Origin of the sequence: Desulfovibrio sp. 1188_IL3213 (assembly GCF_036763145.1) — a bacterium.
Classification (GTDB): Bacteria; Desulfobacterota; Desulfovibrionia; order Desulfovibrionales; family Desulfovibrionaceae; genus Desulfovibrio.
Genome location: NZ_JBAIYR010000018.1, coordinates 1 through 18,769 on the forward strand (window position 1 = coordinate 1; position 18,769 = coordinate 18,769).

Below are 18,769 nucleotides of genomic sequence, written 5' to 3' on the forward strand. Positions count from 1 at the left end.
GGGCGCGCAGGGCCTCAATGCGGCGGCGCACGGCCTCCGCTCCGGCCAGTACGGTTTCAAGGGGTACGAAACCGCATTGCAGCGAGCTTTGCTCTGAAAATATTTTGAGTACCGAGGTGTTTTTGATGGGCGTGGCCGCATCCTGGGCGATGGGCGAACGCTCCAGCGGCACGCCGTGGACGATCTGGTATCCGCCCACGCAGATGCGGCCCGAAGAGGGGTAGGACGGCACAAGCACGGCAAGGGATTCCTGATGCCCGTAGCTTTCGTCCATAGCCTTGACGGCGGCCTCTATTTCCGCGCCGATATTGCCCCGCAGGGTGGAGTCCACCCGTTTTGCCACCAGAGCCGGTTTTTCGGCGCAGAACATCTTGACCGCAGCATACACCGCGTCCCAGGCTTTTTGCGGCGAAAGCAGGCGGCTTTCGGCATTGAGAGACACTGCGGTAAAGGACGCAAAATACTGCGGGTCCCATTTATCAAGGCCCAGGCAGGTGGCGCTGGAAAAACCCTTGGCGGTAAGCAAGGCCCCATTGGCATTGGCGCCGGTAAAGTCGTCAGCGATTACAGCTATATTCATGTGGTTCTCCTGTTTTCCGGCAGCAGGCGAAAGACGGACGCCCGCCGGGGGGAGCTGGTCAGGAATCGGCGTACAGCAGGCTGGCTCCGGCGGCTTCAAGCTGCTGGCGCGCGCCTGCGGAAAGCCCGCAGTCCGTGATAATGCGGTAAAAGTCATCAACGCCCGCCACGCGCCAGGGGCTGAACTTGGCGTACTTGGAGGAGTCCACAAGCAGGATGCTTTTATCCGCGCTTTCCATAAGCTGAATCTTGCGGTGCATCTTTTCAGAGGAGCTGGTGGTCACGCCGCGTTCGGCTTCCCACACGTTGATGCCCACAAAGGCCAGGGTGGTGCGGATGCGGCGCAGGTACTCCATGCCTGAAACGTCGTTGCAGGCCCGGCTTACGGGGTCTACCCGGCCTCCGGTAAGAAAGACCTCGATATGCGCATGCCCTGACAGGAGCATGGCGATTTCAAGGTCGGGCGTGACCACGCTGAGGCGGCTGAGCGGCAACGACGGCAAAAGGCGCGCAAGCTCAAGGGTGGTGGTTCCCGCATCCAGGGAGATAAAGGCGTTGTCTTCGATAAAGCCGCAGGCGGCGCGGGCAATGTCGGCCTTGGCCTGGCGCATGCACGAAGCCTTGTGCGAACGCGGTATGTCGTGCGCCTCAAAACCAATGGGTACGGCTCCGCCCCAGGTGATCTCAAGCAGATTCTGCTCTTCCAGCGCTTTGAGGTCACGCCGGACGGTCATGATGGAAATACCCAGGATTTCGGCCAGTTCTCGCGTGTTGACAGCACCCTGGCTTTTGATGATGCGGGCCATTTTTTTACGTCGCTCAACCGGCAGCATGGCAAGTATCCTGTTTCGTTGGTATGTTGTTTTTTAGGATAATTTGTTAATTTTTGTTATCTTCGGTTGCGGGCATCGAGTCAAGAGGTTCAACGAAAAAAGCTCCGGATTTTTATCCGGAGCTTGAGTGCTATGAGTCTATGCTTGATATTTTGTTAAATTTTGTTTCCAGGGCGCCAGCGATGTTTTCTGTAACTTTTATCAGGCGGCAGTGCGGTATTTGCCCGCTTTCAGTTCATGCAGGTATTCCCTGTTCTTTTGCAGATAAAAGGTCAGCGCCCGCGAAAAATCCTTGCCGAGCAGGCCCTGCAAAAGTTCGGTTGTAATTTCACGTTCCAGACGCAGCAGGGAATGCAAGGCAAGGATGCCCTGTTTTTCCTCCACCGGGATGGCCGTGATTTTTTGCCAGAAAATCTGCCGGGCGCGGGGTTTGAAATACCACATGTACATCATGTCCAGCATGTGCTCCAGGGCCTGCCGTGCTGCCACCGGATCGCTCTTGTAGAGCTTTTTCCAGTAATCCTGAGGATGTTGCAGCATTTTTGCCAGATTGCGATGAGGAAACAGCAGCTCCTGGGTGGCGAGGCTTTTAAAAATCTGCGCAAACTTGCTGTCATAGTCGCTTTGTCGCATGCGCAGGTAATGGTTGCGGTCGGCAAAGCCCTCGATAATAGCCGCCACAATGTCTGAAGAGCACTTGGAAACGATGGCAGCGCAGTTTTGCAGCAGCATCATGGGGTCCGGCAACTGCATGAAGATGAAAAAATGCAGCAACCCGTGGCCGAGCAGCATGGATAACGGTATGGACAGGGCGCTGCGAAACAGGTTGCCGACCACGGCTTCCTTGGGCAGGCCCCGGAAGATGTTGTGGCCGGAAATGTAGATGCTGTTTACCAGCGCAATGACCGCATAGACCATGACGGCATTGTCCTGCACGGTTATGCCCAGCAGGTCTTCAAGCAGCCACAGGCGCACGGCCACTTCCAGCAGGGGAACGGATATGCCCGTGTACATGAGGGAGTCTGCCATGCGGCTCCAGCTCACATAGCGGTTCCAGGGCAGGAGCATGGACCGGCTGAAGGCCCCGCCGCCTACCATGGACTGGGCCACGTTGCGCACCGCCGTGATGGCAAACCAGAGCAGCGCGCCGAACCAGGTGAGCACCCACCAACTGCCCACATACCAGAACGCCCATTGCGCGGGCAGAAATCCCGCCAGAATTTTGAGCAGGTTGATCACGTCGCTGTTGACATAGGTGGGGTTCCAGGGGCTGACCTCAAAGGCGGGGCTGGCGCCGTCCTTGGGGTTTTCCCTGTTCATGCCCTTGGCGTCGACGCCGCCCAGGGTCACAAGATTGCCGTCCTGTCCCACTGTGGTGGTCTTTTTTTCAAGCCCCCACCCCCGCACGCAATGGCAGCCGAGATGGCGGAGACCGGGCAGGCGGCGCAGGCGTTTTATCCACCAGGGCTGGGCGTATGGCGGTTCGTGGTGCTGCACAAAACTGTAAATATCCGTATGCACGGGCAGGAGCAGGCGCTGTTCCTTGTCTTCCCGCGCAAGGGCGTCGCGCGCCTGCTGCGGCAGGGTTTCAACAAAGACAAGACCCATGCCGTGGGTATGGTGCGAACGGCTTGTGGAGTCCGTGCCGATGCGCGAACCCAGCGGGGCGGACGCATAGAATTCCTGAAGCCGGGGCAACTGGTCGAGCACGGCCTGTAACAGGGGGCGGCGCGAGGACTCTTCCGGCTCTTCCCGCACGATCTGGCGAACCACCTGCTTGAGGCGCAGGATGCTGCCTTCATTGATGGCCCGCTGCAGGCAGTTGATGGCTTCCACATGGGTAAGCTGGCCGCTGGTCCATTCCCGCAGATTGAAAAGCTCAAGATGGGTGATGTGGCCCTTGCCGCGCCACAGCAGTTCCAGAATGTCCTGGGGGGTCAGGCCCGCCAGGTTAAGCACCATCTGGCACGGGTGCAGGGGGATGAGCGATTCAAGCAGGGTCTCCGGTTCACGCAGCAGCACTTCGGGCAGGCTTTTGTGCGGCGTGTAGGGAAAGACCATGTCAGGGTTGGCCGTCGGACTCAGCCATTCGGCGCGGATGCTGTCGGGTACGAAGTCTTCAAGGCTTTCCACAAGGGTCTTGGCTGCGGCGCGCGCATCACCCTGCTGCTGTTCCATCTGTTGGCGCAGGCGGTTGGCGGCCTCATGAGCCAGCGGCGCCCACTGGGAAAAAATGTATTCTGCCAGATGCAGGGATGAAGGCTGCCGGTGGCCCACATAGGCCAGAAAATCGCCTTCTTTCAGCGGCTCGGGTGCGGGGATGCCCAGTTGTTCGGCCAGACGGGGCGCATGCGTGTTGTTCCAGGCCCGCAGCAGGCGCAGGGCATGTTCCTGCATCCAGGTGTTCACCGCGGCGTATTCCGACAGCACCCCGGCGATGTCGGGCCTGCGCAGCAGGTCGGCAAAGGCTCTCGGGCTGTTGATATCAAGGGGAACCCAGGTGAATTCCACCATCTTGTCGCCAAAGGACGCGCGAAACTCAATGCCGATGCGCACCGTGATGCCCATGATGCGCGCGGCGCGCAGCAGTTCTCCGGCGGCTTCGGGATCAACGGTATTGTAGTAGATGACCGTTAAAAAGCGGATGCCCTTGACCCATGCGTCCATGACCAGATGTGTGGGGCTTTTGCGGCCCTTGGTGTTGGCATCGTGGACGTGGTGGTCGAAGGCCTGCTGGTTCCAGGCCTCGGGCATTTCCAGCAGATGATAGCGGCAGAGCAGCTTGCGTATGATGCGCGGCGCGCCGCGCACGGCCTGATGAAATTCGTGGGCCAGAGGGAGCTGCAAATGGGTATGCGGGCTGGAACGCACAAGATCCTTCATGAGCTGGATGAGCACGCGCGCGGTATTTTTCTGCAAGGGGGAATGCACGGAATAGAGCACTTCGTCGTGCAGACGGCGCAGGGCGTGCAGCCTTTCCTGTGTTCCGCCGTCTTCAAGGCTTTCAAGCAGGATGATGACGGCGCGGGCCATGCGCAGGCCCGGTTCGGAGGTCAGTTCGATGACGCCGTTGGGGTGCAGGGCCGGGTCTGGCTGGGGCAGGGACTGGTTGTGCGCGCGCGCGGCGGAAAAGTCGTTGACGAGGCGGACGAGCTGATGGTCCTGGGGGTCAAAAAGCCACGGCGCGCAGTGCGCGGAGGCAGAATTCATGCCCGGCTGGTCGGCAGGTGATGTATGTTTTTTTTCAGTTCTGGAAGTATTCATTGTATTGCAATTCTTTACACCGGCTATCAAGAGATGCTGCGCGCGTTCGCCATGTTTGAACGCGACGGCCTTGGCCTTCGCCAGCGAGACACAAAACCCCCCTTATCTTGCGCGTAAGAGGGGCTGCAATGCCCTGCCGCGGGAAATGCGGCAGGGCCGGGGAGGAAGCTGGAGCCATTTCACCTTGAAATTGTTCTGCCGGCTGCGCCGGCAGAAGCCTCATGCGGGGTTGGCGCACGAAACCTGCGCCGTTAAGCGCGTAGCGGGCATAAAGCTTTGAGGGTGCATGCTCTCAAAGGCAGGACGCCCTAGAGTATTTAACACTTGAAATGCTCGCTTACGGCAGGCAAAAGACTGCCTTCTCGCATTTCGTGCAAGGATTTTCAAGAAAATCCTTGCAGAGCAGTGAACTCATTTCATTCGTTAACTGCTCTAGAGCAATTTCACTTTGAAATTGCTCTGGCGGCTGCGTGAGCAGTCGCCCGCCGCAAAGATGCAAGCGCAATTTACTTGCGCGGTTAAGCATCGAAGCGAGCGTGTCTTAAACTTTGAGAATGTACATTCTCAAAGTTAATCTGCTCTAGAACGAGTAGTGAAAGTTGAGGCCGACCTTGAACACGTTGGGATTATCGGGACGCTGCGCCCATTCGCGCCCGTATTTTACCCCGTCGGGGGCGGTATAGCTCCAGGTATCCTTGTCGAAATCCACATAAAGATACGATGCTTCAACAACAAGCTTGAGATTTTCGTAAATCTTGTATTCGGTATTCCAGTCCACTTCCATGGCCCAGTCATTGGTGGTCAGGTAGGAACCGATGGCCCCGGCCGGCGAGATGCCGTTGATGTTTTCTTTTAACAGATATTGTGATTCCGCGATCTTTTTGGGCATATTTGCGGAGTTGGTTCCCCGCATGTAGAGCACTTTAATGTGGCTTGTAAGGTCTTCCATCAGGGGGATTTCGCGCAATTGCAGCGCAAGGCCCCAGAGGCCAAGGGGCTGGTAGGCGAAAATGCCGTCATACGCGCCTGAAGCCGTGGTTCCCTTGAAGCCGGTGTGCGTGTACTCCCAGTTGCCCGACATGGCAGGCATGCGTTCCGAACCGTTGTTGAGGTTGTCGTCGTCGCCGGAACTGTACCAGGCAAAGATGCCGGGCGTACCCCAGTCAAGCCTGTATTCGGCAAGCATGCTTGCAAACCAGCCGCTGCGGTTATAGCGGTCGGCATCAAGAGGCCCGTGCTTGCCCAGTTTTTTGACCTTGCCGTTATCCTTGGTATAGGTCTCGTCGCGGTACATGCCGTTACCTTGCTTGTTGCCGTACATAAAGTCAAATTTCAGAATGAAGGGGTCGAAACGGTTGAGGTTTGCGGAAAGCCCGCCCCACCATGTGTACGTTTCGCCGCCGCCGTATTCGAGCAGCATGGGAGCCTTGCCCGTGCCTGTGTAAACGCCCATGCCTTCCTGAAGTTTTTTACGTGAGGTTTTGATAAAATTTTCGCTGTAATCCTTGTTGGGGTTGCGGCCGATGCCGTCGCCCATGGCGGCAAGGCCCACCCAGGGGGTCACGTTGAAACCGTCAAAACGCACGGGAAAAAGCAGGGCGAAAAAGTCGAGCGCATCGTTGTCGGGATGATCCGGATCATAGGCGGTGCCGTTATAGTATGACGGCGTTGTTTCAAGGGGGCTGTCGTTCAGCAGGCGTGCCCACATGGCCGTGACGGAAAAGTTTTCGTTGACGCGCGAAGAGGCCACAATGCCCGCGGCATCGTCATCCAGCACAAAGTTGCCGCTGGAGGCGAACAGGGGCAGCTTCATGCCCTGAATACCCATGCGCACCTTGATATCGCTACTGGGAACCTGCCAGTCAAGAAAGGCGCGCTTGAGCTTGATGAGGGTGCCGTCGGCTCCCAGGGCGCCGCCCATGGCACGGTTGTTTTTTTCTGCCTGCCCGTAGTAGATATCACCGATTTCAATGCCCACCGTGCCGGAAAGGGATTTGGACGCCTTGGCCTCAAGGTAAAGGCGCAGTCGTTCGCCGGCGGAAAAATCGTCTCCGGTGCTGCCTCCTGCGCGGCTGTTTACAAAGGCGCTGTTGGTCGCCACTTCGTAGGAAAAACTCCAGTAGCCCCTGATTTTGAAGTCAATGGCGCTGGCGGCGCTTACCCCTCCAAGCGTAAGTGCGGCAGCCAGAATCAATGTAGACAGCTTTTTCATCGGTATTCTCCATGCAATGACGCGGATGTGGTTTATCCAGTGTCAGGTTTGTCTCCCTGCCAGGCAGCAGATTGACCCTGTTCAGTCGCTTTGCGCTTTTTGGTGTCTTGCACGGAGCCTACAATATTTCAGCCAAGGCATGTAAATCAGAATTGCCAATGGGGAAGATAATGAAACGTTATCCATAAAATTTACCGGGACAAAACAGGCTGCTTTGACGTTGCGGCAGAGGCGCGGCATGGAGGCACAGTTGACAATCTCGTGCATCTGCATGAGCATTTGCGGACACTGAGCATTTTTTAACAAGGCCGGTTGATACCCGCATGAATATTGATCATTTGAAAACATTTCATAAAATTGCCGAAACCGGTAATTTTACCCAGGCCGCGCGCGACCTTTTTCTTACACAGCCCGCAGTGAGCATGCAGGTGCAGAGCCTTGAGAACAGCCTGGGCGTACCGCTGTTCGACCGTTCGCGGCGCAAGGTGAACCTTACAAGCGAGGGGCGTGTGCTCTATGAGTACACCCAGCGCATATTCAGTCTTGTCAATCAGATGCAGGACGAATTCCAGAGCCTCAGCCAGCTTGATACCGGCCGCCTCGTGCTCGGCGCTTCCGCCATCATGAGCGCCTATTACCTGCCCAGTTATATGGTGCTTTTTCATCAGCGTCATCCCGGCGTCACTCTGGATCTGGCTGTACACAATTCGCACGTCATTGCCGAAAAAGTGTATCGGGGAGAGCTGGAGATCGGTTTTTGCGGCTCATCGCCGTCGCATCCCAATCTTCGCGCGCATTTTCTGCACCGTGAGCCGCTTATTGTGGTTGCGGGGCGCAAGTCCGCCCTGGCGCAAAAGGACGGCCCGGTCTGTGCCGACGATCTGCTGGCGCACCCCTTTATCCTGCGGGAGCAGGGGACCCGCGTGACCAACAAGGTGCAGGAATGGTTTAAAACACATGCCGGTCGTCCCGAACGGCCGGCATTCATGACCGTGGATAATATGGAGGTTGCCAAGCAACTGGTGATCAACGGACTGGGGGTTACGGCCCTGCCGCGGTACGCGGCCGCCCTGGAACTGGCTGCGGGACAGCTGACGCAGTTGCGGCTGGAATCTTTTGACCTGCATGTGAACTATTCGCTGGTCTATATGGAAGGGCAGCGCCTGAGCCGTACGATAACGCATTTTCTGGCGCTGCTTTTTGAGCTTGGCGTACCTTTGCCCGAAGAAATTCTGTCGCGCCTGCCGTAGGACTGTCCGCCGTCTGCCTGCACCGGTCCAGCCGCGCCCGGCGGTGCGCCCGGCAGTGGGCACGAGTCAGACTGCTTTTTGCCGATACATTGCATTGAAAGCGCCCCGAACGGGGCGCTTTTTTACAGGCAACGGCTGATGCCTGCGCAGGGGGGGGGGACAATGGACAGTAAAACGTTGTCGGCTCGTTGTTTCCTAGAGCATTTAACACTTGAAATACTCACTTACGGCAGGCAAAAGCCTGCCTGCTCGCATTTCATGGCAAGGATTTTCCTGAAAATCCTTGCAGAGCAGTGAACTCATTTCATTCGTAAACTGCTCTAGCCGTCTCGGGCATAGGCCAGGGGCGGTTTCAAGAGTTACTTGCCCTAGTCGCTGATGTTGCGGGCCTGCGGAGAAAAATACACGCGGGGATTGCCGTCGGGGTCAAGGGCGGGTTTGTCGGCCTCGGTAATGACGGAGCGCTCAAACTGCAGGGCGGCATCACCGATGAGGCGGACGGCTTCGGTGCGGTCCAGCATGCCGTTGCTGCTCAGGTAGGGCTTTCCGTTCTTGTCCTTGCCCTTGTACGAGGTGAACCATGTCTGGAGTATGCTTGTCACGCCGGGAAACTGCTCGTCCAACTGCTTGACGCCACGTACTTTTTCAAAAGGCGAACCCACGGCGGCCATGACGATCTTGTTGTCTTCCTCGCCGCTGTCGTTGAGGGTCAGCACGCCCAGGGGCCGCGCTTTCAGGATGCTGCCCCTGGGTACGGCATCGCCAAGAACGATGACGTCAAGCGGGTCGCCGTCGCCGCCCAGTTCTTTGGCGAGAACGGTGCGCGGCACAAAACCGTAGTTGCCGGGGTAGGGCAGGTACTGCACGTAGCGGGGCTGGCCGTTTTTCTGCTCAAGAACCAGAAGGCCGGTGGTATGGTCTACCTCATACTTGGCCGTGGTTCCGGCGGGTATTTCAATGACCACATTGACGGTTCCGTCCGCATTGTGCGTCGGGTAGCCCGTAAGATAGTTTTTTTCTCCCTTGAATACGGCCTGCTGGGCGCGCGCTGCCGTTGTTTCGCCAAAAGACGCCGCAGGCATGGCAAGAAGGCATATGGCAAGAAGGAATATGAGTCTTTTCATTGCATCACGCTCCTGAATGGTAATGAATTTCCTTGGTATATCAAGGAGAACGAGCCTTTTACGCAGGGAGTGTACTATTATGGTACTCGACCGGAATAAAAGGCGAAGTTCGACACAGAGATACCGGGAAAGGCGCTCGTGACGACACTGTCTAGGACGGGTCGTCATTGTAGGCGGCCTTTTCAGGGGCCGGAACGCCCTTGGCGGTTTTGCCCGCCGGTTTGGCAGCCTCAGCGGGCGCTGCGCCGGAAGCTGCCCCGGGGGCAACGGCATCAAGCGAAAGATGCTGGTACTGCGGTATGTCGAAATGGGGAGGCTTGACGCCGGGAACAACCAGAATGTGGGCGTTTTTTTTGCTTTCCGGGTCTTCATAGCGCATATCGGGGCTTTTGCGCAGAGGTTCGCTCACGTAGTCCGGGGCATAGCCCAGCAGGTAGGCCGCTCCCTTGCACCAGGGCTGGCTGCCGGGATCAATGGTCTCCTGCATGAGTACAAAGGCATTGAGCAGTTGTTCCGGCGTGCGGTCAATATTGCGTTTGGAATAGCGGCCGGACTTGTTGTTGACGAGCCAGCACCCGTTTTTACGGTCGTTGATTATTTCGCCGCTGATGCGGCCGGGGCCGCCTGCCGTACCGGACACATGGCCGTAGTTTTCGGTAGTGCCGGCTTTGCGCTGCGACTTGTCCTCGGGGCGGAAAAAGCCGTTGGGGTAGGTGCGCCCGTAAGGATGCGGGGCTTCTTCAATAAGGGCCACGCCGCCTTCGGGGGTGATGACGTAGTTGTAAACGGGCCTTTTGACGTCAAGCACGGCGTGAGCGTCTCTGGTGGCTACCTGAAGGTAGGGATTGAGCAGAACATTGTGCTCCTTGTCGGCCTCGTAGTGCTTGATGTAGGACGGTCTGTTGGCAATGCCGTAAAGGGCGTCAAGGTTGTCGGCGGCCAGGGCTGTTCCCTGTATGAGGCAGAATGCGCCAAGAAGAATCAGAGTTTTTTTCATCGTCTTGCTCCTTGTGGTTAGCTCTTACAGCGGTTGGTCAAGCAGCACGCGCACCTTGGAGCCGAGCCATTTGTGCACGTCCTTCAGGGCCAGCTTTTCTCCCAGCCGGGCGTTGAGAGCCTGCATGAGCTTTTCGCCGGCCTTGTGGGCTTCGGCTTGCTTGCTGAAGTCGCCGTCATACCCAAAGGAAAAATCGTAAACAAAGGGCGCGCCGTCCTGGGTGCGCGACCATGCCTCCATTGATACGGCAAGGGGCTTGTCCAGGCCGGGCAGTTCCATATGCCCCGGGCGGCAGCGCACGGCGTAGGCCACATGGGCCGTCAGCCTGGTGTCGGCGGGCAGGCCCAGCTTGAGCAGTTCCGGCACATAGGCGCCGAAGTCGGCCAGATTCATGTCGCCGAGTTCGCCCCGCGTAAGGCTGAAGTTGGCGGACTTGTCCAGATAGCTGACAAGCTGGCCGTTTTTGCCGATGCCGATATTGTCCTCCACCGTGGTTTTGCTTTTCACGCCTTTTGTTTCCAGCTTGGCGGCGAGGACCTTGGAGAAAGGACCGTTGAGGCTTTTGACAGAGACGCGCAGCGGACTTGCGGGGTAGCCGCGCTGGTAGTTGGTGGTGACGCGGATGAGATAGCCTTTTTTCCACAGGGCCAGGTCCGGCGTGTCAAAGTAGGTTTTGACCGTCGGGGCCAGGGCAAAGGGGTCTTTCTTTTTTTCCGTCATGACAATGTGCAGCGAGTCCGCCACGGCCTTGGTCAGGTTCCAGATTTCCCTGAATGCCTCGGTGACGTCGGCATTCACTTTTTCAGGGGCTACAAGGAATTTGTATTCCCGGCCGGTGACTTCCTTTGTCTGCCCTTTCCACTGTGAAAGATTTTGCTGATACAGGTCCGCGGCGCCTGCCGGAAAGGCGGCCATAAAACCCATCAATAACAGTAAGCCGAGCATCTTGCGCATAAGTGCCTCCGTTGGAGGTTGTCGCGCGCGGGGCGCGCTACCAGAGCCTGCTGTCAAAACCCATGAGGGGCATGACGTACTGCGTCCACAGGACGAGCATGAGCACGCAGGCCACAAGCTGGAACATGCCGAATTTGAACGATTCCCAACTGGTGTACTGGTTTGTGAGGTAACTGATGTTGGCCGGTTTGGAGTTGAAATAGAGCACGTAAACCTGGTTGATAAGAAAAGCCATAGGCAGGCAGAAGCCTATGACGTCCCAGCCGAATTTTTTTGCCACGCTGATGATGATGGGAAAAAGCACGATGGTGCGGGCTGTCTTGCTTTCGCTCACAAGGGTCGTCAGGGCGAAGAGCGATGCCAGCAGGGCGAATACCGCCACCTTGGGCAGGGATGCCGCGTCCCACGTATCCAGCGAATAGTGCATCCACAGGCCCACGATGTCTGTTTTGTCCATAAGGCCGCCCAGCACGTAGGCCCCCCAGCTGAACATGAGCATGTGCCAGGGAATGTCCGCATCATTCCATTTGATGACGCCGATACGGGGCAGTTTGCACACGGCGGGCATGAGCACGGCAATGGCCCCCATAAGCGCGGTGACCTCGGCCCGGATGCCGTGATAGCGGTCAGTACCCCAGAGCAGCAGCACCGTCAGGAAGACTATGCCCGCACGTATTTCAGCCGACGAAACCGGCCCAAGCTTGACAAGTTCCTGCTGCAGGCGTTCGTGGCCCCCGGCCAGCTTGGGTTTGGAATCTTCCTTGCGGATGGGGAACAGCCAGCGGGTGCCTGTGTACCAGGCAAAGGCGCACTGGATGATGGAAAGAGGCAGAAGCGCCATGAGCCAGTCGCTGTAATAGACCTTGTAGCCTGCGTTTTCGAGCAGTTGAGCCGCCAGCAGGTTGGCTGCCGAGCCGGTGATGAAGGCAGAGGCGGAAACGTTGTTTGCCAGCAGGTTTTGCAGCACCATGTTGCGGCCCACGTTATTGCGGTTTTCGCCGCCGGTAGAGCCGTACATGGCTGAAATGACCATAAAGAGCGGAAGAAGCAGGGCGGTTTTTGCCGATGTGGCGCTGATGAACGCGCCAAGAAGCAGATTCAGCGCGATAAAGCAGGCCAGTATGAGCGTGACGTTATTGCCCATGGACAGGACGACATAAAGGCATATCCGCTTGGCAAGGCCCGTGACCACAAGGGCGCTGGCCATGATAAAGCTCGCGATGTTGAGAATCATCACGGGTTCGCCCAGCATGGCAAAGGCCGGGCGCATCTTCATGACGCCGGTTAGTATGGTTGCTACAATAATAAGAAACGAAGTCAGATAATTGGGTATGGCTTCGGAAAGCCAGAGAACAAGAGAAGAAACAAAAATGCCCAGCGCCGCATAGCAATGTTCGGGCGGAACTTTTGTCTGTTCTTCAAATACGCCGATGGGACCGCACCATTGCAGGTAAAAATAAAGAAAGGAAATGATGCCCAGTGGAACGCCCGCAAACTTGATGCGGTTCATCCATGCGCCGCCCTTGAGCTCCGGGAGCTTTTCAAGGGAGTAATTGCTGATGTCCAAGGGGTCAAATGCCTTGGTGCTTGCTGCTTGCGACACGCTGCCTCCTTGATCTGCGGCCTTCCCAAAGGCCACGGGAGAGACGGGCCTTTGGGAAGGTGCTGAAGCACCGCCGGGGAGTGAGAAAACGGCGGCTGCTCCAGCAGATTACTCCATACCTACGACACGGCGTGCGGCCTTGAGATAGTTGGTATTGGGAAGATCAGCGATGCCCAGACCCTCCACCGACTTTTTCATGCCCGCGTAATTTTCGCTTTCGCAGCAGGCCGATTCGAGCAGCGCGCCGTTGAACCATACTTGGGCGTACTCGCAGATAATGCCGTCGACCGTGAAGCCGTAGCGCATTTTTTCTACGCTTACGGCGGCCATGTCCGGATGCTTGCGCACCATTTCGATAAATTCTTCAATGCCGTACTGCTCTTTGGCAAGGGGCATGTCTACCTTGAGGTGAGAGAGAATCACCGCCAGGTCGGATTTGGAGACGGGAAACTGAAATTTGCCGCGTGGCTGAAAAATTTCGTATCCTTCAGGAGTTTCGCCCACCTTGGTCTTGATATCCAGCAGGCCGTCGCGCACCTTGACGTTGGCTTCGGTGGTGTGCGCCGAAAGAAAATATGTTTCGGCAGGCATTTTGCGGGCCTTGAAAAGTACCGCGCCGCAGTCCCACATCTTTTTTTTGACCGTGTCGAGGATGCCGTGCCCGAAAACGCGAAATTCGGCGCGCGGAACGATCTTTTCGGCTTCAGCCGCGGTGGTGGATACGTTTTTAGCAAAGACGTCAGCCATGAAAGTGCTCCTTTCTACCAGCGGGTAAAGGGATGTTTGATGAGATTGGAATTGAAGTAGCGGGGATCGCCTGTTACTTCTTCACCTATCCAGTCGGGTTTGCCGAACTGCTGGTCTTCGCTGGTCAGCTCGATTTCAGCCACGATAAGCCCCTGGTTGTCACCGAAGAACTCGTCAATTTCCCAGGTAAATTCACCTTGTCTGATTTTGTAGCGCTTTTTTTCGATCAGCGGCTTTTCGGCCAGGTCGTCCAGAAGAGCGTTGCAGTCAGCAAAGGGAATTTCATACTCATACTCAGCCCTGGTGGCGCCCACCGTGATGCCCTTGATGGTCAGAAACGCCTTGTCGCCCACGGTGCGCACGCGCACGGTGCGCTCCTTGGCGCTGTTGAGGTAGCCCTGGCGGTACATGGTACCCTCGGCCAGAGCGCGCCATGCTTCTCCCTTTATGAGGAACTTGCGTTCAATTTCTTTAGCCACTGTCATTCTCCTTGGATTTCATGAAAACGTCCCGTTGACGTTTGTGCTAACGTATCGCTGACGGGTAAAAGTTAAAAATCAGAAGTGTCTGCATTGTCCATAAGCTATACTTATGGATCATGCGATGACGGCGCTTCGGTATAAGATGCGCTTATGTATTGCATCCGCCGATTTTATTGTACAAAAGCGTGCTGCGTGTGGCATGGTTGCGCCAAATAATTTCAGTAGCCGCAAGGAGTTCCTATGTACAGACTGACCGCTCTGCTGGTAATGGGGCTTTTGTTTTCCGCATCTATGGCGTCGGCTGCCGGGCCGGGCCATTATGAAAAAAATGTGGCGGCCTGGAAGCCCCACGGGGCCGTGAACGGCCTTGAGTACAAAATGGCCCTGAACCCGGCGCTGTTCAATACGGACAAAGCCAAGGCATCGTTCAAAAAACTCTGGGAGGCCCTGTCTGCCGCATCCGCAAAAAACGGTTTCGTGCTGACACGGTCAGAGAAGGACAAGCTGCGCCTGCGCGCAAGAAGCTATTATGACACGGAAAATCTCGCCCTGCGCGATGCGGGCTTTGTGGTGCGGATCACCACCAACTACAAGAAAGACGGCAGCGCCAAGGACGGCAGAAGGCTGACCGTAAAAACATCCGGCAAAGACCCCGCCTTTATCCTGGGTACGCCGCTGAGCCCTGTGGGCGTCAAGGGCGAGATTGCCGCTGAAGATCACCCGTATCTTGACACCCAGGGCAATATGGGCAGCCGTTTGGAAAAAAGTGTGAACATACGCGGCGAGGAACACACCTTCGGCGATCTCGACCGCCCGCAGTTGCATCAGTTTTCGCGTTTTGTGCCTGCACTGGCCAAGAGCGGCCTTGCCCCTGAAACGCCTCTCAAGCCCGTAACGGTCTGCACCTATTCCGCCAAGATGGGTTTCGTGGATCTGGCCGGCGTTGAGGCAGAGATAACCTTTGAGGCGTGGACGCCGCGCTGGGGCGGAGAGCCCATCGCGCTGGAAGTTTCTGTGGGCATTGAAGATCAGGATTACTATACCATTCCCAAGGTTGTGGCCGCCGGGGACGAGTTTTACCGCAAGGTGCTCGTGCAGGGGCTTGCCCACATGAAGCTGCCTGATGGCGGCCAGTTCGGTGGTTCCAAACTCAAGATGCTGCGGGATATGCAATAGCGTTTGCGGGAAAGGCATGCATCAGGACCAATGTAAAAAGCGGGGTGAACCCCGCTTTTTACATTGTGGCACATGGCCTGGCGTCATTTTTTGTCAGCACCCAGGGCCGCTGCCTGCACGGCTTTGGCGTGTCGTGTCCACGGCCGCAGCGTGCCGGAGTTTTCCGGCAGTGTGCCGTCCGTTGTCTTCTGGTTGCCGATCAGCCGCTGTTAGCCGGGCGTTCCCTGCGCGGCGGAGAGTTTGCCGCTTGCCTTCAGCAGTTCCACCAGAAGGCCCAGGGCCTGCTTGCCTTCGTCGCTTCGCAGCGCTCCGGCCACGCCGAATATGCCTGTGGGCTTGACATTGGACGTATCAATCTCGCTCATGAGGTCCATAAGCGTGTTTATCTTGCTTTGCAGCCTGGGATCGGCAAGACGTTGCAGCAGACCTATGGCAAAGGTGAGGCCCTCTCCGGTCTTTGCAATGTCTTCGGGACTCAGGGCGTCCAGCATGGTTCCGCCTGCGTTCTTGAGGGCGGAAGCTTTGGCGAACACGCCGTCCTGTTCCCATTTGCCCATCTTTTCAACGATATGGGGAAATGTCGGGCCGAGGGCCGGGTGGAGAACGTGCCACAGATCGGTGGCGTTTTCCAACTGGTCAAGCAGCCACGTGATTCTGGGGACGGTGAGCAGTCCCTTTCTGACCAGATCCAGGATGTCGTCGAGGGTAACTCTGCCGTTAAGGGATTCCATCTCTTCGACGGCAAGGCGAAACGCATGGTTGCCGATGGGCGTCAACTGCTCGATCAGCATTTTACTGTTTTCTTTGGCCGCTTGAAGGTCCGTGAGCTTTTCTTCAATGGCATCAAGCCGTTCGAGAATTTTTTCTTCAGGTGTCATAGCGTCCCCCAGCCTACTTGTTTCTCAGCAAGGAGGTGTCTTTGCCTGCAAGATACATGTTTGGCTCAAACGGCAACTCATGTCCCTTGAGCATGAGATTGTAATACACCCACTTGAACATGAGCTTGCCCCAATAGTTTATATGACTCTCACCCAGCAGCTCAAAGGGGCCGACGCCGGGCAGCGGAAACATGCCGGGCAGCGGCTCGATGGCGTAGCTGAAGTCAATAAGCGACGCTTTTTCAAAGCCCGTAACAATAAAGCAGTTGGTGTGGCCGTCAAACTTGTAGTAATTGTCCGTGCCTTCAATGTCGGACATCATGTTCTGGGCAATGACGTCCACTTCAAAGTGGGCTACAGAACCTGCCTTGGATGCCGGAACGTTGGTGGCATCGCCGATGATGTACATATTTTCAAATTTCTTTGCCCGCAACAGTTCCTTGTCCGTATCGACGTAGCCTGTCACGTCGGAAATTTCGGATTCAATAAGGAACTGCTGCCCCAGGTTGGGGGGAATGGTCACCAGCAGGTCGTAGTTGATCTCGTCGCCGGTTACCGAGGTAATGACGGAGCGGTCGGCTTCAACGCTGTCCACACTCCAGTTTGTGGTAACCTTGATGCCCTTTTTTTCGCAAAGCGCACCAAGAATGTTGTTTGCCACAGGCTTGGTAAACGCGCCCGTAAGGGGAGTGACAAGCTCAATTTCCACATGGTCGCGCACACCCATCTTTTGCAGATACCAGTCGGCCATGTACACAAATTCCAGCGGGGCCACAGGACACTTGATGGGCGTTTCGCAAATGTGAAGAACCAGTCTTCCTTTTTTGAAATGCTTCATCTTGCCATAAAGGGCTTCCGCACCGTCGTGGGTGTAGAAGTTGTGGATTTTTCCGCCCCAGTCATCCAGAAGGCCGGGCACTTCATCGGGGGCGATTCTTGCGCCCGATGCAATGATGATCCAGTCATAGGTGTGCGTGCTGTTTTTGCACTCGACTTTACGCGCAATGGGATCAACGGCGTTGATCGTGTCTATGACAAAATTGACGCCACGGGCGATAAAGTCTTTTTTGGGGCGAACGCAGCCCTGCGGCGTGTCTACTCCAAAGGGAACCAGCAGCCAGCCCGGCTGGTAGTGATGCACGGGGTCTCTATCTATAAGAGTGATTTCCCACTCACGTTCGCTTAACAGTTTTCTCATTTTTGTGGCTATCATGGTTCCACCAGCGCCAGCACCAAGAATAAGCAATTTTTTCATCTAGTTGACTCCAATTGAGAGATAGAGCGTTTTGCCTTTGACGGTCTGCACCCACTACGTTAAGCAGATATTTATGCGGCTGATATCCTAGTTGTGGGGTATTATTTCCGTCCTAGCATAAAAAAATCGAATATGCACCATATAAACCAATAAAACTGGGTGAGTATGCTTTAATTAATACTAAATTAGTGTGTTTATATGGGATGGAGGAGTGTTGGCGGTCGCAAAATGGCCGCAAAAGCAAAAGCGGTCACCTGCATAACTACAGATAACCGCTTGAAAATCTCTGGTCGGAGCGACTGGATTCGAACCAGCGACCCCCTGCTCCCAAAGCAGGTGCGCTACCAAGCTGCGCCACGCTCCGCAGGAATGCGCCGTGGCAAATATCGGCGCATGATCGTTGGTCCGAGGGAGCAAGCAGTGTTGCCCGCGCATCGGGCCGGACAGGTTCCGGCGTACCCGCGATCTTTGTAAAAAAAATGCCCTTTCCAAAAAACAGGTTTTGCACAGGGACACTGCGCTGACGGTTTAACCATTTTGCTGTGGCCCATGTCAAGCCCTGCTGTTGCGTGTCTGGGGGCTTACGGGGGCAGTCCGGGGTTGTGCAGGCCGTTTGCCGTACCCTGTTAGAGTGCTTTCAACGTGAAACTGCTCTGGCGGCTGTGCCGGTTTATTGGGGTTGAAGCTCAGAAGGAAAAGAAGAAACGTCCGCAGGGCTAACCTCGCGGACGTTTCCAAAAAAAGAAAATTTGTGGGGCGAAAGATGGGACTTGAACCCACGGCCACCTGGGCCACAACCAGGTGCTCTACCTACTGAGCTACTTCCGCCACAGAAAAATTCTTATAGACAGGATAAATCATTTTGGCAAGCTTTTTTTGCATTGCCGCAGCTCTGGATTTTATCTAGAAAAAAAACTACACTGCGCCAACCGTCGCAGGGGCGGCCTGCGGCCATCTTTTCGACCGCTGCCGCGGCAGGTCTGCCATCCCGCCCGCTACCTGCGCATGGCTGATTTTCGCCCGTCTTGGGTTGGCCCGGTGACCGGGCCGGATTTTTGCGGCCACACGCATAAAAAATATTCCGGGGATATATAATGGATAAATTGGTCATTGAAGGCGGTGTGCCGCTTACGGGCAGTATTGAAGTAAGTGGCTCCAAAAATGCGGCCCTGCCGATTCTTTTTGCCGCCATCCTGCCCGACCAGCCGGTTACCATTACCAATGTTCCTGACCTTCGCGATATTCACACCACCCTCAATCTGCTCAGGGTGCTTGGCTGCGACTGCGAGTATGAAAACGGGCAGGTGCGCGTTGTTCCCGGCAGCCTGTTGCCCGAGGCCCCGTACGACCTTGTGCGCACCATGCGGGCATCGGTTCTCTGTCTGGGGCCGCTGCTTGCCCGCATAGGCCAGGCC

The 18,769-nt window shown here is 56.3% G+C and carries 14 protein-coding genes, 2 tRNA genes and 1 pseudogene; 3 read left to right on the forward strand and 14 right to left on the reverse strand.

The genetic code is table 11. The features are described 5' to 3' along the window. The 4 genes from V6C16_RS02230 to V6C16_RS02245 all read right to left on the reverse strand — a co-directional run. Window positions 1-580: four-carbon acid sugar kinase family protein (locus tag V6C16_RS02230; RefSeq protein ID WP_333542748.1), on the reverse strand; the 580-nt coding region annotated here is incomplete at its 3' end. Window positions 581-638: 58 nt separating this feature from the next. Then, window positions 639-1,412, reverse strand: a complete 774-nt coding sequence (locus V6C16_RS02235; RefSeq protein ID WP_333536359.1) for a DeoR/GlpR family DNA-binding transcription regulator — start codon at window positions 1,410-1,412, stop codon at window positions 639-641. Window positions 1,413-1,613: 201 nt separating this feature from the next. Then, window positions 1,614-4,622: a hypothetical protein gene (locus V6C16_RS02240; RefSeq protein ID WP_333536360.1), complete on the reverse strand. Its 3,009-nt coding sequence runs from the start codon at window positions 4,620-4,622 to the stop codon at window positions 1,614-1,616. 634 nt (window positions 4,623-5,256) lie between these two features. Continuing rightward, window positions 5,257-6,888 carry an outer membrane homotrimeric porin gene (locus V6C16_RS02245; RefSeq protein ID WP_333536361.1) on the reverse strand — a complete coding sequence of 544 codons (1,632 nt, stop codon included), beginning with the start codon at window positions 6,886-6,888 and terminating at the stop codon, window positions 5,257-5,259. 323 nt (window positions 6,889-7,211) lie between these two features. Between V6C16_RS02245 and V6C16_RS02250 the strand changes: the two genes are divergently transcribed. After that, window positions 7,212-8,138 carry a LysR family transcriptional regulator gene (locus V6C16_RS02250; protein WP_333536362.1) on the forward strand — a complete coding sequence of 309 codons (927 nt, stop codon included), beginning with the start codon at window positions 7,212-7,214 and terminating at the stop codon, window positions 8,136-8,138. Between the two features lie 368 nt (window positions 8,139-8,506). Here the strand turns inward: V6C16_RS02250 and V6C16_RS02255 are convergent, their stop codons facing one another. The 6 genes from V6C16_RS02255 to V6C16_RS02280 all read right to left on the reverse strand — a co-directional run bounded on the left by V6C16_RS02255 (window position 8,507) and on the right by V6C16_RS02280 (window position 14,042). Next, window positions 8,507-9,262 carry an inorganic diphosphatase gene (locus tag V6C16_RS02255; protein WP_333536364.1) on the reverse strand — a complete coding sequence of 252 codons (756 nt, stop codon included), beginning with the start codon at window positions 9,260-9,262 and terminating at the stop codon, window positions 8,507-8,509. A gap of 151 nt (window positions 9,263-9,413) precedes the next feature. After that, window positions 9,414-10,259, reverse strand: coding sequence for a hypothetical protein (locus V6C16_RS02260; RefSeq protein WP_333536366.1), 846 nt, complete (start codon window positions 10,257-10,259; stop codon window positions 9,414-9,416). Between the two features lie 24 nt (window positions 10,260-10,283). Then, window positions 10,284-11,213, reverse strand: a complete 930-nt coding sequence (locus V6C16_RS02265) for a hypothetical protein (RefSeq protein WP_333536368.1) — start codon at window positions 11,211-11,213, stop codon at window positions 10,284-10,286. Between the two features lie 37 nt (window positions 11,214-11,250). Next, window positions 11,251-12,816, reverse strand: coding sequence for an SLC13 family permease (locus tag V6C16_RS02270; RefSeq protein WP_333536369.1), 1,566 nt, complete (start codon window positions 12,814-12,816; stop codon window positions 11,251-11,253). Window positions 12,817-12,924: 108 nt separating this feature from the next. Then, window positions 12,925-13,563, reverse strand: coding sequence for a hypothetical protein (locus V6C16_RS02275; protein ID WP_333536370.1), 639 nt, complete (start codon window positions 13,561-13,563; stop codon window positions 12,925-12,927). Window positions 13,564-13,577: 14 nt separating this feature from the next. Next, window positions 13,578-14,042, reverse strand: a complete 465-nt coding sequence (locus V6C16_RS02280) for a CYTH domain-containing protein (protein WP_012625470.1) — start codon at window positions 14,040-14,042, stop codon at window positions 13,578-13,580. Between the two features lie 243 nt (window positions 14,043-14,285). Here V6C16_RS02280 and V6C16_RS02285 point away from each other — a divergent pair, with 243 nt between their 5' ends. Then, window positions 14,286-15,221 (forward strand): hypothetical protein, encoded by a 936-nt coding sequence (locus tag V6C16_RS02285; RefSeq protein WP_333536373.1) that lies wholly within the window; start codon window positions 14,286-14,288, stop codon window positions 15,219-15,221. Window positions 15,222-15,430: 209 nt separating this feature from the next. Here V6C16_RS02285 and V6C16_RS02290 read toward each other — a convergent pair whose 3' ends face one another. The 4 genes from V6C16_RS02290 to V6C16_RS02305 form a co-directional block, all read right to left on the reverse strand. Beyond that, the gene (locus V6C16_RS02290; RefSeq protein ID WP_333536375.1) at window positions 15,431-16,099 is read right to left on the reverse strand and encodes a DUF1641 domain-containing protein; all 669 of its coding nucleotides are present in this window, start codon (window positions 16,097-16,099) and stop codon (window positions 15,431-15,433) included. A 13-nt stretch (window positions 16,100-16,112) separates the two neighbouring features. Further along, on the reverse strand, window positions 16,113-17,354 hold the full coding sequence (gene sqr, locus V6C16_RS02295) for a type III sulfide quinone reductase, selenoprotein subtype (protein ID WP_333536376.1): 1,242 nt from the start codon (window positions 17,352-17,354) through the stop codon (window positions 16,113-16,115). Window positions 17,355-17,641: 287 nt separating this feature from the next. Next, window positions 17,642-17,718: transfer RNA gene (locus tag V6C16_RS02300), tRNA-Pro, on the reverse strand. A gap of 388 nt (window positions 17,719-18,106) precedes the next feature. Then, a tRNA-His gene (locus V6C16_RS02305) sits at window positions 18,107-18,182 on the reverse strand. A 266-nt stretch (window positions 18,183-18,448) separates the two neighbouring features. Between V6C16_RS02305 and V6C16_RS02310 the strand changes: the two are divergent. Next, window positions 18,449-18,769 (forward strand): annotated as a pseudogene (locus V6C16_RS02310) (UDP-N-acetylglucosamine 1-carboxyvinyltransferase); the annotation flags it as partial.

What these genes read in the sequence shown, in the direction of transcription:
- V6C16_RS02265 (WP_333536368.1), bottom strand. Translation starts at nt 11,213, where the DNA reads ATGCGCAAGATGCTCGGCTTACTGTTATTGATGGGTTTTATGGCCGCC.
- V6C16_RS02275 (WP_333536370.1), bottom strand. Translation starts at nt 13,563, where the DNA reads ATGGCTGACGTCTTTGCTAAAAACGTATCCACCACCGCGGCTGAAGCC.
- V6C16_RS02245 (WP_333536361.1), bottom strand. Translation starts at nt 6,888, where the DNA reads ATGAAAAAGCTGTCTACATTGATTCTGGCTGCCGCACTTACGCTTGGA.
- V6C16_RS02235 (WP_333536359.1), bottom strand. Translation starts at nt 1,412, where the DNA reads ATGCTGCCGGTTGAGCGACGTAAAAAAATGGCCCGCATCATCAAAAGC.
- V6C16_RS02285 (WP_333536373.1), top strand. Translation starts at nt 14,286, where the DNA reads ATGTACAGACTGACCGCTCTGCTGGTAATGGGGCTTTTGTTTTCCGCA.
- sqr (WP_333536376.1), bottom strand. Translation starts at nt 17,354, where the DNA reads ATGAAAAAATTGCTTATTCTTGGTGCTGGCGCTGGTGGAACCATGATA.
- V6C16_RS02290 (WP_333536375.1), bottom strand. Translation starts at nt 16,099, where the DNA reads ATGACACCTGAAGAAAAAATTCTCGAACGGCTTGATGCCATTGAAGAA.
- V6C16_RS02255 (WP_333536364.1), bottom strand. Translation starts at nt 9,262, where the DNA reads ATGAAAAGACTCATATTCCTTCTTGCCATATGCCTTCTTGCCATGCCT.
- V6C16_RS02240 (WP_333536360.1), bottom strand. Translation starts at nt 4,622, where the DNA reads ATGAATTCTGCCTCCGCGCACTGCGCGCCGTGGCTTTTTGACCCCCAG.
- V6C16_RS02250 (WP_333536362.1), top strand. Translation starts at nt 7,212, where the DNA reads ATGAATATTGATCATTTGAAAACATTTCATAAAATTGCCGAAACCGGT.
- V6C16_RS02260 (WP_333536366.1), bottom strand. Translation starts at nt 10,259, where the DNA reads ATGAAAAAAACTCTGATTCTTCTTGGCGCATTCTGCCTCATACAGGGA.